At 62.2% G+C, this 20,622-nt stretch carries 18 protein-coding genes; 6 read left to right on the forward strand and 12 right to left on the reverse strand.

What is annotated here, in order from left to right:
- Position 1: 1 nt before the first annotated feature.
- The 3 genes from QWZ03_RS02485 to QWZ03_RS02495 all read left to right on the forward strand — a co-directional run bounded on the left by QWZ03_RS02485 (position 2) and on the right by QWZ03_RS02495 (position 5,373).
- On the forward strand, positions 2–2,428 hold the full coding sequence (locus QWZ03_RS02485) for an ADOP family duplicated permease (protein WP_290331278.1): 2,427 nt from the start codon (positions 2–4) through the stop codon (positions 2,426–2,428).
- Positions 2,429–2,634: 206 nt separating this feature from the next.
- On the forward strand, positions 2,635–4,026 hold the full coding sequence (locus QWZ03_RS02490) for a sigma-54-dependent transcriptional regulator (RefSeq protein ID WP_290331279.1): 1,392 nt from the start codon (positions 2,635–2,637) through the stop codon (positions 4,024–4,026).
- Positions 4,027–4,074: 48 nt separating this feature from the next.
- A complete protein-coding gene (locus tag QWZ03_RS02495; RefSeq protein WP_290331280.1) occupies positions 4,075–5,373 on the forward strand; it encodes a sensor histidine kinase in 1,299 nt (432 codons plus the stop codon).
- Between the two features lie 6 nt (positions 5,374–5,379).
- Here the strand turns inward: QWZ03_RS02495 and QWZ03_RS02500 are convergent, their stop codons facing one another.
- The gene (locus QWZ03_RS02500) at positions 5,380–6,087 is read right to left on the reverse strand and encodes a transporter substrate-binding domain-containing protein (protein WP_290331281.1); all 708 of its coding nucleotides are present in this window, start codon (positions 6,085–6,087) and stop codon (positions 5,380–5,382) included.
- A 156-nt stretch (positions 6,088–6,243) separates the two neighbouring features.
- Between QWZ03_RS02500 and QWZ03_RS02505 the strand changes: the two genes are divergently transcribed.
- Positions 6,244–7,518, forward strand: coding sequence for a hypothetical protein (locus QWZ03_RS02505; RefSeq protein WP_290331282.1), 1,275 nt, complete (start codon positions 6,244–6,246; stop codon positions 7,516–7,518).
- A gap of 78 nt (positions 7,519–7,596) precedes the next feature.
- Here the strand turns inward: QWZ03_RS02505 and QWZ03_RS02510 are convergent, their stop codons facing one another.
- Positions 7,597–8,040: an Lrp/AsnC family transcriptional regulator gene (locus QWZ03_RS02510; protein ID WP_284194557.1), complete on the reverse strand. Its 444-nt coding sequence runs from the start codon at positions 8,038–8,040 to the stop codon at positions 7,597–7,599.
- 130 nt (positions 8,041–8,170) lie between these two features.
- Between QWZ03_RS02510 and QWZ03_RS02515 the strand changes: the two genes are divergently transcribed.
- Positions 8,171–9,232 (forward strand): S41 family peptidase, encoded by a 1,062-nt coding sequence (locus QWZ03_RS02515; RefSeq protein ID WP_290331283.1) that lies wholly within the window; start codon positions 8,171–8,173, stop codon positions 9,230–9,232.
- Positions 9,233–9,301: 69 nt separating this feature from the next.
- Here the strand turns inward: QWZ03_RS02515 and QWZ03_RS02520 are convergent, their stop codons facing one another.
- The gene (locus QWZ03_RS02520; RefSeq protein WP_284194559.1) at positions 9,302–10,378 is read right to left on the reverse strand and encodes a fatty acid desaturase family protein; all 1,077 of its coding nucleotides are present in this window, start codon (positions 10,376–10,378) and stop codon (positions 9,302–9,304) included.
- A gap of 11 nt (positions 10,379–10,389) precedes the next feature.
- Complete coding sequence (locus QWZ03_RS02525) at positions 10,390–11,475, reverse strand: ferredoxin reductase (protein WP_290331284.1); 1,086 nt, start codon at positions 11,473–11,475, stop codon at positions 10,390–10,392.
- A 148-nt stretch (positions 11,476–11,623) separates the two neighbouring features.
- Here QWZ03_RS02525 and QWZ03_RS02530 point away from each other — a divergent pair, with 148 nt between their 5' ends.
- A complete protein-coding gene (locus QWZ03_RS02530; RefSeq protein ID WP_290331285.1) occupies positions 11,624–12,271 on the forward strand; it encodes a TetR family transcriptional regulator in 648 nt (215 codons plus the stop codon).
- Positions 12,272–12,276: 5 nt separating this feature from the next.
- Here the strand turns inward: QWZ03_RS02530 and QWZ03_RS02535 are convergent, their stop codons facing one another.
- The 8 genes from QWZ03_RS02535 to QWZ03_RS02570 all read right to left on the reverse strand — a co-directional run bounded on the left by QWZ03_RS02535 (position 12,277) and on the right by QWZ03_RS02570 (position 20,561).
- Positions 12,277–13,098, reverse strand: a complete 822-nt coding sequence (locus tag QWZ03_RS02535; RefSeq protein WP_290331286.1) for a flagellin N-terminal helical domain-containing protein — start codon at positions 13,096–13,098, stop codon at positions 12,277–12,279.
- Positions 13,099–13,242: 144 nt separating this feature from the next.
- Positions 13,243–13,674 carry a TerB family tellurite resistance protein gene (locus QWZ03_RS02540; protein WP_290331287.1) on the reverse strand — a complete coding sequence of 144 codons (432 nt, stop codon included), beginning with the start codon at positions 13,672–13,674 and terminating at the stop codon, positions 13,243–13,245.
- A gap of 9 nt (positions 13,675–13,683) precedes the next feature.
- The gene (locus QWZ03_RS02545; protein ID WP_290331288.1) at positions 13,684–15,486 is read right to left on the reverse strand and encodes an ATP-binding protein; all 1,803 of its coding nucleotides are present in this window, start codon (positions 15,484–15,486) and stop codon (positions 13,684–13,686) included.
- A 15-nt stretch (positions 15,487–15,501) separates the two neighbouring features.
- Positions 15,502–16,209: a PspA/IM30 family protein gene (locus QWZ03_RS02550; RefSeq protein ID WP_290331289.1), complete on the reverse strand. Its 708-nt coding sequence runs from the start codon at positions 16,207–16,209 to the stop codon at positions 15,502–15,504.
- A 38-nt stretch (positions 16,210–16,247) separates the two neighbouring features.
- Positions 16,248–17,102 carry a hypothetical protein gene (locus tag QWZ03_RS02555; RefSeq protein ID WP_290331290.1) on the reverse strand — a complete coding sequence of 285 codons (855 nt, stop codon included), beginning with the start codon at positions 17,100–17,102 and terminating at the stop codon, positions 16,248–16,250.
- A 9-nt stretch (positions 17,103–17,111) separates the two neighbouring features.
- Positions 17,112–18,287 carry a transporter substrate-binding and LysM peptidoglycan-binding domain-containing protein gene (locus QWZ03_RS02560; RefSeq protein WP_290331291.1) on the reverse strand — a complete coding sequence of 392 codons (1,176 nt, stop codon included), beginning with the start codon at positions 18,285–18,287 and terminating at the stop codon, positions 17,112–17,114.
- Between the two features lie 25 nt (positions 18,288–18,312).
- The gene (locus tag QWZ03_RS02565) at positions 18,313–19,014 is read right to left on the reverse strand and encodes a hypothetical protein (protein WP_290331292.1); all 702 of its coding nucleotides are present in this window, start codon (positions 19,012–19,014) and stop codon (positions 18,313–18,315) included.
- A 257-nt stretch (positions 19,015–19,271) separates the two neighbouring features.
- Positions 19,272–20,561: an NAD(P)/FAD-dependent oxidoreductase gene (locus QWZ03_RS02570; protein ID WP_290331293.1), complete on the reverse strand. Its 1,290-nt coding sequence runs from the start codon at positions 20,559–20,561 to the stop codon at positions 19,272–19,274.
- Positions 20,562–20,622: the final 61 nt, after the last annotated feature.

Genomic DNA, 20,622 nt, shown 5'->3' on the forward strand with positions numbered 1-20,622 from the left:
CATGTGGACCGACCTCCGCTATGCCTTGCGGCTATTGCTGAAAGCCCCGGGCTTTTCGCTGCTCACCCTGCTTACCCTGGCTGCAGGCCTGGCCTTTGCCATCTACATGGCAGCCGCCATACACGCCATTGCGCTCACCCGGCTGCCCTGGCCCTCATTCGACAGGCTGGTGGTGATCAAGGAGACCTACGACGGGCGGGAGAACGGCAGCGAGATACGCTACAGCGACTTTGTGGAATACAGCAAAGCGCAAACCCGGTTTGAGCACCTTTACCCCACCCAGCGCAATCGGGTCGCCATAGGGGGTAAGCGCTACCCTGAAAACTTCGTGGCCGCGCGCCTGACTGCCGGCAGTTGGGCACTGCATGGTGTGCAGCCACTGCTGGGGCGTAAGCTGGAAGCCGGCGACGAATTGTCGGGAGCCGCACCTGTCATGGTGATCGGCGCCGACCTATGGCAGCAGCACTTTGCCAAGGATCCTGCCATTATTGGCAGCCAGATCAAGGTTGACGGGGTGACGACCACCATCGTCGGCGTCATGCCTGCCGGCTTTCGCTTTCCCATCTCCGAGCAGCTCTGGCTACCCTTTGCCGCCCCCAAACACTTCGCACCTGGCGATGACAACCGTGTCACGATTCTGGCGCGGCTCAAGCCGGCGGTAGATATCACCGAGGCCGGTGCCGATATATCGGTGATCGCCCAGCGCCTGGCCGCCAGCTGGCCCAAGACCAACAAGGTGATAGGTGCCATGGTGGTGCCCTTTGTGCAGTCACCGACACAAGGTGTCAGCACGATGTACCTGACCCTGGGTGGCGCGGCAGGCTTGCTGCTCCTGCTGGTCTGGATCAATGCCGGCAACCTGCTGCTGGCCCGCGCCAGCGAGCGACAGCAGGAGACCGCCATACGTTCGGCGCTGGGCGCACCCCGCCATCGCCTGTTGCGTCATATGCTGGCCGAAGGCCTGCTGCTCTCGGTAGGCGCCTGCCTGGTCGGCCTGTTTTTTGCAGCCTGGGCGTTGGCTGCCACCAATCAGGTGCTGCTGGCCATGCCTAGCGCACCAGAGGCGCCCTTCTGGCTGCAATTCGGCCTATCCCTGCCCATCGTGCTGGTTGCCATGGGCTTGACGCTGGTCTCCACGCTGGTCATCGGCCTGTTACCCGCCTGGCGCAATGCTCGCACTGATCTGATGATGGTGCTGCGCGATGGTACCCGCCATGGCCAAGGCCGGGCTGCCGGCCGTTTAAGCGGTAGTCTGGTGGTGATACAGATTGCGGTCAGCAGCATGCTGCTGGTGGCCGCCTGTGTCCTGACCTACGCCATGTACCAGACCCTGCATGCCGACTACGGCTGTCGGGTCAAGGACGTGGCCACTGCCCGCCTGGGTGATCGCAACGGTATATCCGGCTACCGCGACAAAGTGGCTCGTGAGCAGTTGTTCCAACGCCTGGATACCGCCCTGCGTAGCCTGCCCGGCCAGCCTCATTTCGCCCTGACCAATGCGCTGCCCGGTGATGGAAGGACAGAAGGCACACTTATCCAGCCTGAAGGCCACGCCATTACCGACGACCGCTATCCCAATGCTGGGCTCTACAGTGTCAACAGCACTTACTTTGCTGCGCTGGAAATACCGATACTGAGCGGCCGGGCATTGAACGATCAGGATCGTGCCGATACTCTCAAGGTCGCGGTGGTCGATACCGCCTTTGCCAACCGGCATTGGCCTGGCGTGTCACCGCTGGGCAAGCGTTTCAGGATCAATGCTGCAGAGCCAGATGGCGAGTGGATCACCGTGGTAGGCGTCAGCCGCCCAGTGGTGCAAGGCAGCCCCAGCGGCGGTGACGACAGCGTACAGACCAATGTCTACCGCCCCCTGCGCCAGTCTGTGCCCGATACCCTGCGCATTGCCCTGGTAGGCGGTGGCGACATGGCATCGACACTGGCACTGCTGCGCCAGGCCATCAGCCGCGCCGATGCCAATCTGGCGCCGACCGAGTTGTTCAGCTTCGAGCAATTGCATGAGGACAATACGGGTGGCCTGGATCTGATGGGGGCCTGGTTCGTAGCACTGGGCCTGATCAGCCTGCTGCTGGCAGTGAGCGGCATCTACGGCATTACTGCCCGTGCCGTGACCTTGCGTACCCACGAGGTCGGTGTGCGCCGCGCCATCGGCGCCACCGATGGCGCCATCGTCTGGCTGCTGCTGCGGCGAGGGGTAAGGCAGCTGCTGATTGGCCTGCCACTGGGCATGCTGCTGGGCTGGGGCGTCACCACGGCCATGGCGGAACTGCTCTACCAGGTTGGCCTTGCAGTACCATTGGCCATGCTGCTGGTCAGCCTGCTGATCTCCGCCGTCATCCTGCTGGCGACGCTGATTCCGGCACGCCGGGCCATCGCCCTGATCCCCAGCGCAGCCTTACGCTACGAATAGGCAAGGAACAGGCGCAGTGTGGCATTTCTTTGTATGCTGCGAGTCGCGCCTGCAGGCGAGCATGAGCGGAAGCGCCAGCGTCCGCTCATGCTCGGTGCCTACAGGTGGAGTACGCCTGATCCCAGCCCGTATTGCTGCAACCGCCAGTACGACTGCAACACTCAAGCGCCCCGCACCAAGATGAAGACGGGTTTCTGTCAGCACTGATGAACACCACCGCGCCTGCCCCCCTGCCACTGCTAGTCTGTGATGACGACGTCGCCGTGCGTGCCGCCCTCCGCCTATTCTGCAAGAGCGAGGGTTGGCATTGCGACCTGGTGGCATCGCCCGAGGAGGCCCTGGCTGCCATCGCCCAGCAAGACTACGCCCTGCTGCTGGCCGACCTGAACTACAGCCGTGACACGACCTCGGGACGCGAAGGTCTGGATCTGATTGCCCAGGTGCGATCCAGCCAGCCCGATTTACCCATTGTGGCCATGACGGCCTGGAGCACGGTCAGCATTGCCGTAGAGGCCATGCAACTGGGTGCCAGCGACTTTATCGAGAAACCCTGGGACAACACCCGCCTGGCCTGCATCGTGCGCAATCTGACCCAACTGCGGCAGAGCCACCGGCGTGGCGCCAGGCTGGCCGCCGAGAACACCCTGCTGAAGGCAGAGGCCCAGGATCGCCCCTGGATATGCCAGTCGCCCGCCATGCAAGCCGTCATGGCGCAGTTGGCGTCGGTCGCCTCGACCGACGTCAACATTCTGCTGACGGGAGAGAACGGTACCGGCAAGAGCCAATTGGCCGCCTGGATACACCGCCACTCCCGTCGTGCTGATGCCAGCCTGATCACCGTCAACATGGGGGCGATTGCCGACAGCCTGTTCGAGAGCGAGATGTTCGGGCACCAGAAAGGCGCCTTTACCGATGCACGGGAAGCACGGATAGGGCGCTTTGAACTGGCAGATCAAGGCACGCTGTTTCTCGACGAAGTCGGCAATATCCCATTGAGCCAGCAAGCCAAACTGTTGCGGGTGCTAGAGACCGGCCAATTCGAGCGGCTGGGCTCCAGTCGAGCGCAACTCAGCAATGTACGGCTGATTTCAGCGACCAATGCGCCCTTGGCCGAACGTGTCGCCGAAGGCAGCTTCCGGCAGGACCTGCTGTACCGGCTCAACAGCGTGGCGATACATCTGCCGCCGCTGCGTGAGCGGCAAGAGGACCTGCTCGCCCTGGCGCAACATGAACTGAGTCGCCAGGCCCTGCGCTATCAAAAGCCCGGCCGGCCCTTGTCGGCCTCTGCCATCCAGGCCCTGCAAGCCTACGCCTGGCCTGGCAATGTCCGTGAACTGGCCCATACCATGGAGCGTGCCACCCTGTTGTGCCGTGGCAGCGTCATTGAAACGGCAGACCTGGCCTTGCCCCATCAGGCTGCGCCTGGGCAACGCCCCGCCGATTCCGCAGGGCTCGACACCCTGTCGCTGGAGGACGCCGAGAAGCTGCTGATACACATTGCCCTGAGCCGCCATAACGGTAGTGCCAGTGCCGCTGCGATGGCCTTGGGCCTGAGCCGGTCAGCCTTCTACCGTCGGCTGCAGAAATATGGTTTGTAAGCCGTGAGGCTTGGGCGCCTTACTCAAGATCAAGCCTGGCTGTTGGCCATGCTGGCGGCCAGCCTGCCGGTGTGGCTGATACAGGCCGTGCTGGTATGGCAACTGCCCTGGCTGGTCTACCCCCGGATACTGCTGCTGGTACTGACTGGCCTGCTGCCTCTGGGCTGTGCCATAGGCCTGTATCGTCGCACCCTCAGCCAGCGGCGCACCATCAGCAATCTGGTCGCTGCCATACGTGTGGGCGATTACTCCTTGCGCATGCGCCAACAGCAGGGCGATGCGCTAGGTGAGCTGGCTGGCGAGATCAATCAGCTCGCAAGCAGCCTGCACAGGCAGCGGCTGCAGTCAGAAGAAGCCTTGAGGCTGGTTGATAGGGTGGTGGATGGTATCGAGGTCGCCATTATTGCCTTCGATGGCGAGAGCCGGCTCAAACTCGCCAATCCGGCAGCCTGCAGGCTGCTGGGCCGCAACCAGGCCACCTTGCAGGGGCAAACAACCGCGCAACTGGGCCTGGCCGACTTGCTGGCCCGCGATCCTCAGGGGGTCGTCGAATGGGTGTTCCCCGGCGGGGCTGGTCTATGGCAGCTGCGGTGCCAAGGCTATCGCGTCGAGGGCAAGCAGCACACCCTGCTGTTCGTGACTGATCTCAAGCAAGTCTTGCGCAGCGAGGAGCTGAAGGCGTGGCGGCAGCTGATACGGGTGCTGAGTCACGAGGTCAACAATTCGCTAGGCCCTATCGCCAGTATCAGCGCCACGTTGGGCACGCTGTTACACGGCCCGCAGGGGCCGCAGGCCCATCTCGACGATTTGCAGCAAGGCCTGGAGATCATTGCAGAACGCAGCAAACGCCTGGGTGAGTTTGTCCGGCGCTACGCCGCGCTGGCTCGATTGCCCGAGCCACACAAGCAGGTATTCGACCTGCAGCACCTGTTGCAGCGCCTGCCCAGCCTGCTACCCGGGGGCCGCATCACGCTGGATGGCCCCACGGCTCCCCTGCCCTTTTTTGGCGACCCCGCGCAGATCGAACAATTGCTGATCAATCTGCTCAAGAACAGTGTGGAAGCCGGCAACGGCAATGTCACCCTGCGCTGGCAGGCACAACCATTGCAGCTGAGTGTGCTGGACCAGGGCTGCGGCATTGCCAACCCGCACAATCTGTTCATCCCCTTCTATACCACCAAGCCAACAGGTTCAGGCATAGGCCTGGTGCTATGCCGACAGATCAGTGAGTCCCATCATGGCATCCTGACCCTGCAGAACCGTGAGGATGGTCCCGGTTGCATCGCCACCGTTCGCTTTGCCCACATGGCACATGCAATGCAGACGCAGAAGCCCGCTGCAGGCTAGCGCCGTTCACTTCAGCGGCGGCAGGGCCGCATTGAGCCTGTCCATCACGCTGTCCGGCACCTGCTTGCTGCAAAAAAAGTAGCGCAGCTCGCCCGGCGGCATATCGCCGAAGCGGCGTACGGCCACTACGCCCCGTTGTTCGTCATGCTCCGCCAGCAGCGTGCGCGCTTCCTCCTCTGCGGCGAATGTCAGGTCGGCCATATTCATTGCCACCATACGGACAATGCCACTACCTGTGTCCGGCGTGTTGATGCGCTGCGCCTGCATCTGTGCCAAGGCCGCATCCAGCGTGGGGCCATAGGAATAGCCCTCCTTCAGTACCACCCGTATGTCACGCCGGCCCAATAGCGGCAGTAGCTTGCTGCCATTGCCCATACGATGATCGCCCGCCCGTACCATGGCCACAAAGCTGCCGTCGCGGTAGATGGGCAGGCTGTACCTGCCCAGCCGCTCACGCTCCGGTGTCTTGAAACGCCCGATGGCGCAGGCCCGCTCCCGGTTCTGTTCTATCAGCGCCATATGGCGCTTGAAGGGTGCTTCCACCAGGCTGGCAGGGACAGCAGCAGCCTGCATCGCCGCATAGGCCGGGCCGCCCACCAAGCCGCCCAGGCCCTGGCCCTCGACATAGGTCAGCGGCGGACGGGTCTCATAATAGAAGATCACCGTCTCTGCAGGGGTGGCCAGCGTCGCCATCAATAGCGGTATCAGCACCATGCTCTCCATCAACCACGGCTCGATTCCGACCCGTCATCTCATTCTGGTATGAATCTCGCCGTTGTGCTGCGTCCGGACAGCGGATTTTCGGTGCTATTTACATGCGCGACGGGTCAGGTTTGCTTATCATCGGCCCAAACAACTCAGGACAACGTCATGAATAGCACTCACTACCTGCTACCGCTCTTGCTTGGACTTGCCGCCTGCGGTGGCGGTGGAGGCAGCGATGGTGGCGGCGGAACCACCACGCCCGGTGCCAGCCAGCCCAGCATCCAGTCTTTCGGCGCCACGCCGGCCAATATCACCGCGGGCCAATCCAGCACGCTTAGCTGGCAATCAAGCCATGCCACCAGCCTCAGCATCTCGCCTGGCGTGGGCTTGGTCAGTGGCAACAGTGTTGCTGTTGCACCTGTTACCACCACCACTTACACGCTCACGGCAAGCAATGCCGCCGGCACCATCACGGCCAGCACCACCGTCACCGTGGGTAGCGGCAACAGCAATGGCAGCTATGGCAGCATGGCGGCGGCCAGCCTGGGCATAGGTGCTGCCTTGAACGGCAGCCTACCCTTCCCGGCCAGCAATGCCTGGAACCAGGATATCTCGGCAGCACCGGTAGACTCCAACTCCACCAATATCCTTACCACCATAGGGCTGACCCGTGGCCTGCATCCGGACTTCGGTGCCGGCCTGTACGAAGGCGCGCCCATAGGCATACCTTATGTGGTGGTCGCCGGCACCCAGGCCAAGGTCAATATCCGCTTCACCGCTTATGGCGACGAAAGCGACCCTGGCCCGTATCCGGTGCCGGGCAATGCACCTATCGAGGGCAAACGGCCCGATGGCGGAGCATTCGATGGCGACAGACATGTGCTGGTCGTAGATAAGGACAACAACCGCCTGTATGAGTTGTATCGCGCTTTCCCCCAAAGCGATGGCAGCTGGAACGCCGATGCCGGCGCTGTCTTCCACCTGGATTCCAACATCGTGCGCCCCGGCGGCAAGCCCGGCTGGACCAGTGCCGATGCAGCAGGCCTGCCCATCTTTCCTGGCTTGGTGAGGTACGATGAAGCCGCCAGCGGCACGATACGCCATGCGCTGCGCTTCACTGTGAGCCAGTCGCGACGGGCCTATGTGCCCCCTGCCACCCACTGGGCCGCCAGCAGCACCGACCCCAATCGTGCACCCATGGGCATGCGGGTCAGGCTCAAGGCCAGCTATGCGATACCCGCCAGCTTCAGCACCGAGAGCCGGGCCATACTGCAAGCCATGAAGACTTACGGCATGATCGTGGCCGACAACGGCAGCAACTGGTATGTCAGCGGCGCGCCTGATGACCGCTGGAACAATGACAAACTGGTGCGCGAGCTAGGTAGCGTGAAGGGCGCTGACTTCGAGGTCATCCGCATGGATGGGCTGGTCACCCCCTGACACGCGTAGCAACCGTCACAGCTTCGACCGACGGTTGCACCCTGCTGGCCCATGATGTCGTGGGCCAGCAGCAAGGGCCTAGCGGCCCAATCTGCCCTTGACCGGCACCTGGCTCAGAATCAGCCGGCTGTATGTCTCCTGTACGCCGGCACGTTCACGCAGCGCCTCTATCAGCCGTACCAGATCCTGCTGGTCTGCACAGGCAGCGCGCACCATATAGTCAAACGCTCCGGTCAGCAGCGTCGCCTCAACGATACCCGGTATGGTCTGTATCACGGCCTCGAAGTTGGCTGCCGAGGTATCGGGCCGCATTTTGATATCGATCAGGGCCTCCAGCGGCAGACCCAGCGCCCCCATGTCCACCCGTGCATGAAAACCCTGCAAGATGCCCTGTGCCTGCATCCGCCTCACGCGCTCCGCCACCGCATTGGCGCTCAGGTGTACCTGCTCGGCCAGCTCGCGGAAGGTCAGCCGAGCGTCGCGTCGCAGCAGATCAACAATATCTCTGTCCAACTTATCCATTGCAGATTTTTCCACTGTTCAATCTTCAAAACACCACAGAAATACTCACCAATCTCCGTGCGCACCTCGATAAGATTGGCGGTCTCAGCAGCAATCCTACAATAGAAGATAGAGAACCCAGATGACTTCCATGCAACGCTCACAACGCACCCTGTTTGCCGGCCTGCTGGCCACCGGCCTGCTCAGCGCCGACCTGCAAGCCGCACAGCCCGACATGACCATAGACGCCAAGGTACGCCAGGAAGTCATCAGCAATACCATCAAGTACCTGGGTGACAACTATGTCTTCCCCGACATGGCCAACAAGCTGGTGCAAGACCTCAAGGCACGGCAACAGCGTGGCGAATACGACAAGCTCACCAGCGCCACCGAGTTTGCCAAGCAGCTGACCGCCGACATGCAGGCCCTGAGCCGCGACAAGCACCTGAATGCCCGCTATCGGCACGAACCCATTGCCGACGACCGCACCACGGCCAGTGAGTCGGCCGAGGAATTGGCACGCTATGCCCGCCAGGCTCGGGCCCTTAACTATGGTTTCAGCAAGATTGAGCGGCTGCCGGGCAATGTAGGGTATCTGAAGCTGGACGGCTTTGAAGACCCCTCGGTCGGAGGCGCCACTGCCACCGCAGCCATGAACCTGCTGGCCAACAGCGAGGCGCTGATTGTAGACCTGCGCGAGAACGGCGGCGGCAGCCCGGAGATGGTGCAATGGATCACCTCCTACCTGTTTGGCACCACCCCGGTACACCTGAATGACCTCTATTACCGGCCACAGAATGAAACCACCCAGTACTGGACCCATGCCCATGTGCCGGGTGCCCGCATGGCTGACACCCCCGTCTATGTGCTGACCGCCAAGCGTACTTTCTCGGCAGCCGAGGAGTTCAGCTACAACCTGAAGAACCTCAAGCGCGCCACCCTCGTCGGCGAAACCACTGGCGGCGGCGCCCATCCCGGCGACCGTTATCGGGCACACGCGCACTTCAGCGTGTTTGTTCCCACCGGCCGCGCCATCAACCCCATCAGCAAGACCAACTGGGAAGGCACGGGTGTAGTACCGGACGTGGCCGTGCCTGCGGCGGAGGCCCTGGCCACCGCACACAAGCTGGCCCTGGAAAAGCTGGCCAAGGACGGACGCGACGAACCAGCCCGCAAGATGGCAGCCATGGCCCTGAGCAAGCCGGCCAATTAAGGTATCTCGCGGCACCATGCAAAACGGCACCTCCAGGGGTGCCGTTTTGCATGCCAGTGACTGCCGGGTTCAAACAGGCTGCATGGCCGGCCGGCTGGGGAAGGCGTGGCGGAACAGGCGCACCAGCACGGTGAAGAACTGCCCGGCAAAGCTGCCGGTGTTGTAATGCTGACCATAGCGCTGGCAGATTTCGCGTACTTCCACCGCCATGCTGGCATAGCGGCGCGCGGGGATATCCGGAAACAGATGGTGCTCGATCTGATGGCTGAGATTGCCGGTCAGGAAGTGCAGCCAACGGCTGCCCGAGAGATTCGAGGAACCGCGTAGCTGCCGCACATACCAGCCACCACGGGTCTCGTCCTTGAGTACGGATAGCGGAAAGACTTCGGCGTCCTCGGTGAAATGGCCGCAGAAGATCACGGTGAAGGTCCACAGATTACGCAGCAGATTGGCCACCGCATTGCCGGCCAGCACCGCCAGCCAGTGCGGCCCGGCGATCAGCGGGAAGAACACATAGTCCTTGATGAACTTGCGCCATAGCTTGCGCAGCACCGGTGGCGCCTTGACCTTGAGTTCGGACAGTTTGGCGCGGCCCCGCAGATAGCGGTCCAGCTTGAGGTCGAAGACCGCGATGGCGTACTCGAAGAACACCGCCTGCAGCAATGCCCACAGGGGCTGCAGCAGGTAGAAGGGCCGCCAGCGTTGTTCGGCAAAGATGCGCACCGTGCCGTAGCCGATGTCGTGATCCTTGCCCAGCACATTGGTGTAGGTGTGGTGTTGGTAGTTGTGCGTGCGTCGCCAGGCATCGCTGGTGCAGCTATGGTCCCACTCAAAGTGCTTGCCCGAAAATTCCGGGTCGTTCATGAAGTCATACTGGCCATGCATCACATTGTGGCCCAGCTCCATATTGTCCACGATCTTGGAGAAGGCCAGCAGCAGCACACCCAGGCACCAGGTGGGCGGGAAAAAACCAGCAAACAGCATCAGCCGGCCAGCCAGCTCGGTAATGCGTACGCTGGCACGGACACGGCGGATATACCGTGCATCGGCCTCGCCCAGCTCGGCCAGGTGGCGGTTGCGCAGGGCATCCAGCTCGGCCCCGAAGGCCGCCAGCTGGTCTGGGTTCAAGCTCAGACTTTTACTCATGGTGGCCTCGTTTACAGATCCAGCACGACATTGCCCACGGGTGCCGTGATGCACAGCCGTATGGTTTCGTCAGGCTTGGTGGAAATCTCGCCAGTACGCAGGTCGCGCACGGCGCCTTCGCGCTTCTGGCAGGTACAGGTATTACAGATACCCATGCGGCAACCGCTGGCAGGCTTGAGGCCATGCGCCTCGGCTTGCTCAAGCAAGGTGCCGCCGGTACGGCCAGCCAGCTGCCGGCGTGCCCTGGCAAAGGTCAGCGTCACCGGCTTATCGTCTTCCAGGTGCCAGGTAGGCGGCGTAAACGACTCACAGGCCAGACCTTGCCAACCGCGCTGCTGCCATACCGCCTGCACTGCCTCGGTAAAACCATGGCTGCCACAGGCGAACACCGCGCTGCCCTCGGCCTTGGGTACCAGGGCATCGAGCTGGGCGGCGCTGAAGCGTCCAGCCTGCTCCCCCGCCTGGGCTTGCTCCCCGGTGAGGCAGACATGCAGATGCAGGCCTGGGTAGGCCCGCAACTCGTCCAGATAAGCCATTTGGTTACGTTGGCGGCCGTAATAGAGCAGATTCAGCTCGCCCTGATAGCCACGGGCCTTGAGCTCGCGCAGCATGGCCAGGATGGGGGTAATGCCGCTGCCGGCAGCCAGGAACAGCAAACGGGGCGGCAAGGTATCGGGCAGCACGAAGTCACCTTCGGCCTGGCCTATCTCCAGATAGCCGATGGAGTCGGCCTCCTCGTGCAGCAGGCTGGAGACCAGGCCTTCCTTCAGGCGCTTGATGGCGATCTCGATACGGCCATTGGCTGCCCGCATGGGGCTGTAGCGGCGGGTATGCCGCACGCCGTCTTTCTCCAGCGTCACGGCCACATGTTGGCCCGCGCGAAAACCACGCCAGTTACGGCTGGGCGATAGTGTCAGCACCACGGTGGCCTCGCCCTCCAGCCGGCGGGCCTTGAGCCGGGCGAATACCCGGCGCAATTGCAGTTGGGGGTGCAGCAGGCGGCCGTAGTAATCAAATACGTCCTCGCGCAGAAAGGCGGCCAGCGGACGTGTCAGCGGCAGGGCGAGGTTGACGAGCGCAGCGGGGATAAGCGGCATGTCTGAGATTGAGAAGTGAACAAGTGTTTACCAAGATGCCAGTCAAATGCAACTCAGTCAACAGTTGTTCACTAAATATTCTACAGGCTGCCCCAAGGTAGCCGCCTTCTGCTACATTGCAGCGCAATTGCATGATTACCTTGGGTATATGACTTTGTTGATACGCGCAGAAAAGAAACAGCAGACCCGCCAGGCCCTGCTGGACGCCGCACTGACCCTGATGGCCGATGGCCAGGGTTTCAGCGCCGTCAGTCTGCGTGAAGTCACCCGTCAGGTGGGTATCGTGCCGGCGGCCTTCTATCGCCACTTTCCCGACATGGACGCGCTGGGCCTCGCCCTGGTCGAACAGGTGAGTTCCACCTTCCGCGAGGCCATACGGCTGGTTCGCCGCAATGAGCTGGAACAATATGGTGCCATTCATGCTTCGGTACGCATATTTGCCGAGTACGTGGTGGCCTACCGCCAGCACTTCCTGTTTCTGGCGCGGGAGCAATACGGCGGCTCAGCCGCCGTGCGGCAGGCCATCAACGCCATGCAGCGTGATTTCATTACCGATCTGGAGGCGGATCTGGCGCTCAGCCCACGGCTCAGTCATCTGGGCCCGGAAGACTACGAAGTCCTGGCCAGCCTGGTGGTGAAAACGGTATTCACCACCCTGCCCGAGCTGATCAACCCGCATGAGTCCCACCAGCCCGACAGCCGCAGCCCGGCTCATCAATTGGAAGACAAACTGCGCTTTATCCTGATCGGCGCCAAGCACTGGCGTGGCATCAAGGCACGCACGGACGGCGACTGACCCCGTCAGGATCGAAGCAAGGACAATACCGCACGCGGCTGGGCATTGGCCTGCGCCTGCATGGCAATGCCGGCCTGGGCACGGATATTGGCAGCGGCCAGATCCGCCGATGTTTTGGCATAGTCGGTATCGCCAATGCGGCTTTTCGCCGCCGACAGGTTTTCGCTGCTGTTACGCAGGGCATCAATGCTGGCGCCAAAGCGGCTGCTCACGGCGCCCAGGGTGGCGCGCTGGCTGCTTAAGGTGCCGATATCGGCGTCGATGCGGCCCAAGGCCTGCTGTGCCTTGGCCGGGCTGGACAAATCAACCCGTCCTGCGGCACTGGCCACCACGCCGGATGACAGATCGCCCAGTGCCAGATTGATCTCATTGCCCGCATTGGGCCCCGCCTGAAAGCGCAAGGTATTACCCTGGAACAGGGCCTGGCCATTGAAGTTGGCGCTGGAGAGGGTATCGGCACTGGCCTGGCTTAGCGCATCCGCCTCACTTTGCAGGGCCGCCCTGTCTTGCGCGTTCAGGGTGCCATTGCCGGCCTGCACCGCCAGTTCGCGGATACGTTGGCTATTGTCGCCCACGCTGCTCAAAGCGCCCTCGGCCGTTTGCGCCAGCGATATCCCATCGCTCAGATTGCGCGCGGCCTGGTTGCTACCGGTAATCTGCGCGGCAAAGCGCTCGACGATGGCGCTGGCCGCGGCATCGACCGCTGCGCTGGTCAACCGCTTGCCCGACGACAACTGCCCCAAGGCCAGTCCCTGGGCATCACGGCTGGGCTGTAGATTGCGCTGCGCATTGAGCGCAGGCAGGTTGCTGGCTATACCCTTGATCATGGCTCGCTCCCCCGCTGAATATCTCGCTTGGAACGAGCTTAGGCCAGCCAGTTGCAGGCTGTGGCAACTAGCCGACTAGCGGGCAGGCACCCTGAACGGCCGCCATGGCCGACAGGCTACCCACCCACAGGCTGAGCCTGCCCTTTACTCCAGGCCCTTGGCCAGCGCCGCTACCGATTGCGCATCCGGCAGATGCGCCAGGGAGCTGAGGAAGGCCACGCGTACCTCGGCAGTCCGCTCTTGCACCACGGCCTCGGGCAAACCCAACTGGGCCGCGATAGCGGCGATCGCGACCTTCTCTTCTGCGCTGTAGTGGCCATCGGCAAAGGCGCAGGCCAGGCACAGGTCCAATACCAGCTGCTTGTGCCCGGCCGAGGCAAACAGCCCAGCAGCGAAGGCTTCGGTGGTATTGGCATCGAACACCCCCAGGGCGGGTTCAGCCTGCTGCCAGAAGCCGCTGATCAGGCTTGATTCCGCCGGGTGCAGGCCATGCGAGCGGGCCACCTGCAACATGGCCAGACAGCTGGATTTGACCTGTTCGGCAGAAAACGCGGGCAAGGTTTGATCGATAAACATGAAGTCTCCTCAATGAATGATGTGCTGCAGTTGTAGCAACTGCGCTTGCATGGCTTCGGTGCTCAGGTCTTGCAGATGGGCGGGCAACCAGGATCGGCGCGAGCATTCCAGCGCCGCCAGCAACTCCATGTAACGAACCATATTCCTGTCCTGCGGCGGCATGAAGTCGGCCACCGCCTGCTCGAACTGTTCGGCACTGATGCTGCTGCCCTGGTCGCTGACGCTGGCCGCAGCCAGCAGCACCACGGCCTCAAGATCAGCATTGGAATACCCGGCCAGCGGCGTACAGGCTTGCAGGCGCTGTGCATCGGTAGCCACCCAGGCCATACCGTGCCGCGCCAGCAGTGCGCCTACAATTTCGACCCGCTCGGCATCGGTCTGGGCGTAGAAAAACGGTAATTTGACGTCCAGCCGGCCTGGCCGCTTGATATCGATATCGAGCTTGTCCGGCCGGTTGGTCATCATGATGAACAGCACCCGCCCACGGTTTTCGGGTTCGGACATAAACGTCTTCAAGCGGGCAATCACGCGAGAGCTGGTGCCGCCATCGCTGTCTTCGCTACGTGAACCAAAGCTGCGATCGCCCTCGTCTATCACCAGCGCAACCGGCCCCATGACCTTGACCATGGCCAGTACCCGCTCAAGGTTGGACTCGGTGGCACCTACCCATTGTGAGCGGAAATTCTTCAGCATGACGCCGTTGAGACCCGCCTCTTTCAGGAAGGCCTTGATCACAAAGGTCTTGCCCGACCCCATGGGGCCGACTGCCAGCAGCCCCATGGGCGCCCGGCGTATGTCACCTTCTCGCAGCGCCTTGGCCACGCGTGCCAGTTCGGTCTTGATGGCACCATTGCCACCAACCACTTCCAGGCCATGCCGGGGCTCGATGAACTCGATCAGGCCCGAGCATTCCTTTTCCAGGATTTCCCGCTTGCGGCGGCGGATGACCGCCATCACCTCGTCTTCACCCTCCTCGTGTTCCTCAGGGGTGGCCGGTGCAATCAGGGCGCGGATGGCCTGCCTGCTCATGCCTGCGGTCACCCGGGCGAACTCCTGGGCACGGCTTGCTGCATCAGGACTATCACCGAGCAGCCCGGCGATATAGCTGCGCCGCGCCGCTTCATCCAAGCCATCGGCACGGCCGTGGTCGCTGACGATGCTGGATATCTGCACCAGGCGCAGACCGGCCGTCTGCTCCGCAATGCGGGTGCGCTGCTCGGCCGACAAGGCCGGGGCGAATTGGGCGATGGCCTCGGTGCGGGCAGCCTCGTCCGGCAAACCCAGGTCGATGGCGATAATGCGTGGGTTGCTCAGCAGCGCGGGCGCCAGCGAGGTCAGTGTCTCGGCCACCAGGATGATGATGGCGTCGGACCTGCCCAGCGCCTCGTCCAGAGACCAGCGATGGAGGGTAGTGACGGCAGCCCGCTCTTCAAAGGACAGATGGTGTGTCTCGGCAGCCGGGAACAGGGTCTCGGCATAGGGCACCACCACAGCCGTATTGTGGTGGGTACGCATATGGCTCTCCAGGTACTGGAGGGCACCACCCAGGCCTTTCTCCTGCAGGCCATCGAGCGAGGGCAAGGCCCGCTGGCTGCGCACTATCCTCACCCCCTGGGCCAGGCTCAGTTCCAGCAGGCTGTCCTTTTTGGCCAGCATGCTGTCCAGCACACGGGGCAGCGCAGCGTAGTCCTTGCCCAGCGGGTAGCTGTCGAACACATTGCCATGCAGGACAAAGACATTGGCCTCGCCCGCCAGATAGCGCTCACGCAGGATGTCGGCCCAGGCCGGCATTTTGATCGGTTCCGCGCTCATGATCCGGCTCCCGCCTTAGAGGGTTTTGCTACCGGCAGCCTTGGCGGCCTGGGCTTCCTTCAGCTTTTCCAGCGTGGCGCGGGCCGAGATGGCGCCGCTGGAGACGCGCAGCTGTGCCAGCTTGTTGTCCAGGTCCGAATCGGCCAGTTCGGCGCCGAGCTTGGCGCGGGCCGCCGTGTTGTTGATGTGCTCGCGGACATTATCCAGCGCCCGTACATCCGCCTCCACCGACAGCCCCTCCAGCTGATCCTGAATCTGGATGCGGGCCTGCGCACTCTGCAGCTTGGCCAGCATGGAATCCCGCTCGTCCTTCAACTTGGCGATCTCGGCCTTCATGCTGTTGAGAGAGGACTTGGCTTCCTCGGCATCGCGGCGCGACTGCTCGAACTCCACCGACAGCGACGCTATCGACGCCTCCAGCGCCTCCTTCTTCTGTATCAGCACCACGGCCAGGTCATCCTGCCCGGTGGCAACCGCTGCCTCCAGGTCAGCCGCCACCCGCTTCAGTTCCTCGCCTTGCTTGTTGAGGCGGGAATCGATGTCTTCGCGCCGACGCAGGACGGCAGCGGTGACATCCTTGAGCTTGGCGTACTTGGACACCATGGCATCGATGCGATTCTGGTAGGCGATCTCCGGGTGCTCCTTTTCCACATCCTGTATCCACAAAGACATGAAACCCTTGAACAGATTGCCTACCCGCGAGAAGAAGCTGATGTCGGACATGATTTTCCTTCCTGATTGTTCAATGTAAGGCGCTATGGCTAACGAGCCGAGCGGACGCTTGCGGCGTCGCCCGTGCGTTTCGTGGTTGGGCTGGGTATGGCGCCCGAAATATCCTCGGCAATCTCCGATTCAATGTCCTGCCGCAGACGCAGGCTGGCGATGGCACCGCTAAGGCGTGCGCCATCGTTCTGTGTGCTCTCGCCCATGACGATCTGATAAATCTCGGCCAGTTGGTCGGGCAAGGCGACGATGGCAGCCTCGATTGCCGTGCGCTTGCTGAGCATGCGCTGATGCCGGGCAATCAAAGCCTCATACTCGTCCCGCGCCCGTTCAAGCTGGCGGATATCGCTACCGGCCCTGGGGTCGTCGATCTGGTTGACGATGTGGTCCAGCTTGCGATGTATATCCTTGAGATCTATCGCGCTGGTGCGCTCATCCATCACCATCAGCGACAGATGCAGGCCCAGGTATTCGCTGGGCACATCCGCAATGCGTTCCAGATCCTCCAGCCTGAGCGTGCCTGGCTTCTTGCCCGCCAGTTCCAGCAGGCTGGCCACCTGCTGCGCAATGGCCCGGTGGCCCTCCTCATACTTGCGGAACTGATTGGGGCTGGAACAACGCCTGCGTATCTCACCCATCACCCGCTGCGTATGCTCCACCCTATGCTGCTTGCCACGCCGGGTATCGGCCCAATGCCTGAACGTGGTCATGTCGGGCACGAACAGACAGGCCACGAACTCCAGCGCCAGCGTGCCCAGCAAGGGGAATGCCGCCCCCAGTAAGCCATAGGGAAACGACAGGAAGACAGCCGTGGCCACCCCGCCCAGCAGCAAACTGACATTGCCTGGGCTTTGCAGAAAATCCGATAAGTAGCTTGGCTTGTTATCACTCATCGCAGCGCATCAGCCCTTGGGGATGACCAGCTTTTGGCCGACCTGGATCAAGTCGGGATTGGGCAGGTTGTTGCGGACCTCGATCTCGGCATAACGTGCCTTGTTACCCAGCAGGCGGGTAGCGATGATGGACAGGGTATCGCCCGGCTTGACCACATAGACCGTCTCGTTGCCATTGGCGCCAGCGACACGACCCAGATTGTTGCTGATGAAATACTTGCGCAGCAGATCCAGATACTCGGGCGACTGCTTGACCTTGCTGATGGCGGTATTGAGGTTCTGCAGCAGCTCGGCATCGCCCTTGCGGACACCAATCTTGTAACGCACATCCGATTGCGGCAGTTTGGCAACCGCAAATACTAGGTCGGTGCCGGCAATTTCAGCCACGCCGAAGGGGTAGTCATAAATCAGGGCATCCACCTGGCCCGATTGGATGGCACGCTTGATCCAATCGCGCTCGCCATTGGTGCTGGCATCGCTCAGCTCGACAATCTGCGCACCACGGAAATTCTGCTGGGCATAGGCCCTGGCATCCGGGTCGCCCTGCAGCACCCCTACCTTTTTACCGGCCAGGTCGCTGACGCCGCGTACCGACGAATTCGCCGCTGTGATCAGCGAATAGCCGAAGTCGCTGACATAAGGCACCGTGTAGACCACCCCAGGCTGGTCACCGTCGGCAAAGGTCAGGCCATCGATGGCGATGTCCACCACCGGGTTGCCGCGGCTGTCGTTCTTGGTAAGTTGCTCCGGCACTGCAGGATAGGTGTCGACGATATGGTCGGTATCCAGCACGATCTTGGGATGCTGCTTGGTGAATTCCGATTGGGCAAACAGCAGCTTCATGAAATCCACATTGAAGCCCTTGGGCGCACCGTTCTCCAGCGCAAAAAAGGGCTTGGCGGGCGACTGCACGCTGACGCGGACCACGCCTTTCTCGATAATGCTGCGATAGGAATTGAACCCCGACTGTTGTGCAGCAGGGCTGGCAACCGGTGCGGGCGTGGCATCCGCCCCGGGTGCAGCCGCCACGGGTGCCGATGCTGGCGTGCTGGCAGGTGCCGCAGCCGCATCCACGGCTTCGGCAGGTGCCGCTGCCTTGTTCTTGTAAAGGTTCCAGCCCACGGATCCCAGGCCAGCCAACACGATCAGCGACAACAGGCCTTTTGACAGGGGGGTCAGTTTCATATTCACATTCCTTGGATAAGGGATATCAAAGCGGGTTGGCGGCTTGGCCAAGATGACGGGCAATGCCATCAAGCCGCTCTATTTCAGACTGTATGCGTGACTGCTCGCGCTGGCTGGTATTCACTGCCGCCAGCGTACTGGCCTCCAGCGCCGCCAGGGCACTGGCATTCTCTGCGGCGGCCAGTTGGGCGGCCTCCTGCAACTGGGCCATCTGCTCGGCAATCGAAGCACGCAGCCCTTCATAGTCTTTGGCCAGCGCAGCTTTCTGCACCTGCTCCTGCTCGCGCACCACAGCCACCGTCTCATTCAGCTTGGTCAAGTGGGCTTTCAGGGCTTGGACTTTACGGGTTGCGTCTTCCAGCACATCCTCAATCGCCCAGGAATCATCGGCCGCATCCAGCGCGGCAACGGCCGCCCGCTGGTTCACCGGGTCCATGGCGCGCAAGCCATCCAGTACTTTCAACAGGCGCTCTGCCGGAAAGGTAGTACCAGGCACACCAAATACCGCGTAGATGGATTCCAGCGGCGTGTTCTCGGCAATATGGTTGCTCACGCCTTCCACCGTCGCCTGCGGTATTGCCGGCGGCTTGGTTGCAGGGGGCTCAGGCACCGCCCGGCTAGTGCCCATCAGTTCAAAATCAAGCGGGGCAGCCATGGGGGCGGCATCCGGCTCCACAGGATCCGGCTCGACCAATTTCGCTTTGATCAGAAAGCTCTTGAGTGACACGCTTTTCTCCAGAAAAGTTGGGCGGCTCGGGCATTAGTCAATCGCTGGCGCATGCATGCTGGGCCTTGCCTATATGCAACAAAAAATCTTAGCACAGCCCCCACCCCACACAAGGCGCCCCTACGCAGGCAGGCTTGGGGGCCAAGCACAGTGCAAGGTGGCGCGGATACAGCACTGCCTGCACCATCAGCTTGATATCTAAGGCCTATCCAGCATGGGCCGCCGATTCTGGCCCGCCGACGGCCAGCAGAACCCGCCTAGAAATAGTCGCGCAAACGGTAATATGACATACCCACGGCCTGAAATAGCGCGCCCAATTTCTCTCCACCGGGAAAAGGTGGGTTGCGCAAGGCAGTAAACAGCTTGAGATGGGTGTCGTCGCCCCGTATCGCCTCCGCCAGCACCCGGCCTGCCACGCAGGTCGGCACAATGCCGTGACCAGAGAAGCCCTGCGCCCAGTAGACATCACCGTCGCAGCCAAAGTCCGGCGTACGCGGCATGGTGATGTCGATATGCCCCCCCCAGGCGTGGGTTACCTTGGCCGACTGCAGTTGCGGAAACACCTTGAGCATGTCGGCGCGCATGCCCGCCGCCAGATTGCGCGGGGTCTTGCCGGTATAGGTGCATTTGCCGCCAAACAGCAGGCGATGGTCTGCCGTCATGCGGAAATAATCGAGGATAAACTGGTTATCCGACACGGCATGGCCCGATGGCAGCAATTGCTTAGCCACCGCCTCGCCCAGCGGCTCGGTGGCGATGATATAGGTGCCGACTGGCAGCACCCTACTCTGCAGGCGGCTATCCAGCTTATCGATATAGGCATTGCAGGCCAGCACCAGCTTACCGGCTCGGATGCGGCCATGGCGGGTCTGCACGGTGACGCCATTGCTGCTACGGGCGTAGCCGGTGGCCTGGCTGTCTTCATGGATACGCACCCCGGCGGCTTCAGCCGCCCTGGCCAGGCCCAGCACATACTTGAGCGGGTGCAGGTGCCCCCCCTTGCTGTCGAGCAAGGCGGCCTGGTAGCGATCCGAGCCTATATGTTGCGGCAGTTCCGCCTTGGGTATGAAGCGCAGCCCCTCATAACCCCACTTGCTGGCCGCTTCTTCCTGCCAACCCGTCAGCAGGCCCACGCGCCGCTGCTGCACCGATGTCCACAAATGCCCCTCGGCCAGGTCGCAGTCGATATCGTGCCGTGCAATACGGCCGCGTATCTCGCCCGCCGCCTCCTGTATCAGCCGCCATACCTCGCGGGCGCCTGCCAGGCCCAATGCAGCCTCGAACGGCGGCATATCGCAGCTAAAACCCAGAATAATCTGCCCGCCATTACGGCCGGATGCTCCCCAGCCCACCCGGCTGGCTTCTATCACCACCACTTTGAGGCCAGCCTCGGCCAGATTGAGGGCGGTATAGAGGCCGGTATAGCCGGCGCCGACTATGACCACGTCGGCATCCACCTCGCCCTCCAACCGGGGCCGCCGCACCTGCTGCTCCTGGCTGCTGACGCTGTAATAGCTATCCAGATAATCTGTACCCTGCTGAAACATGCCGCGTGTCTCCTGCTTATCATTTTGATGGCGGCGGCCATTATGGCGAAGCAGCGTTGCG

The organism is Chitinimonas viridis, assembly GCF_030409555.1.
Taxonomy (GTDB): Bacteria; Pseudomonadota; Gammaproteobacteria; order Burkholderiales; family Chitinimonadaceae; genus Chitinimonas; species Chitinimonas viridis.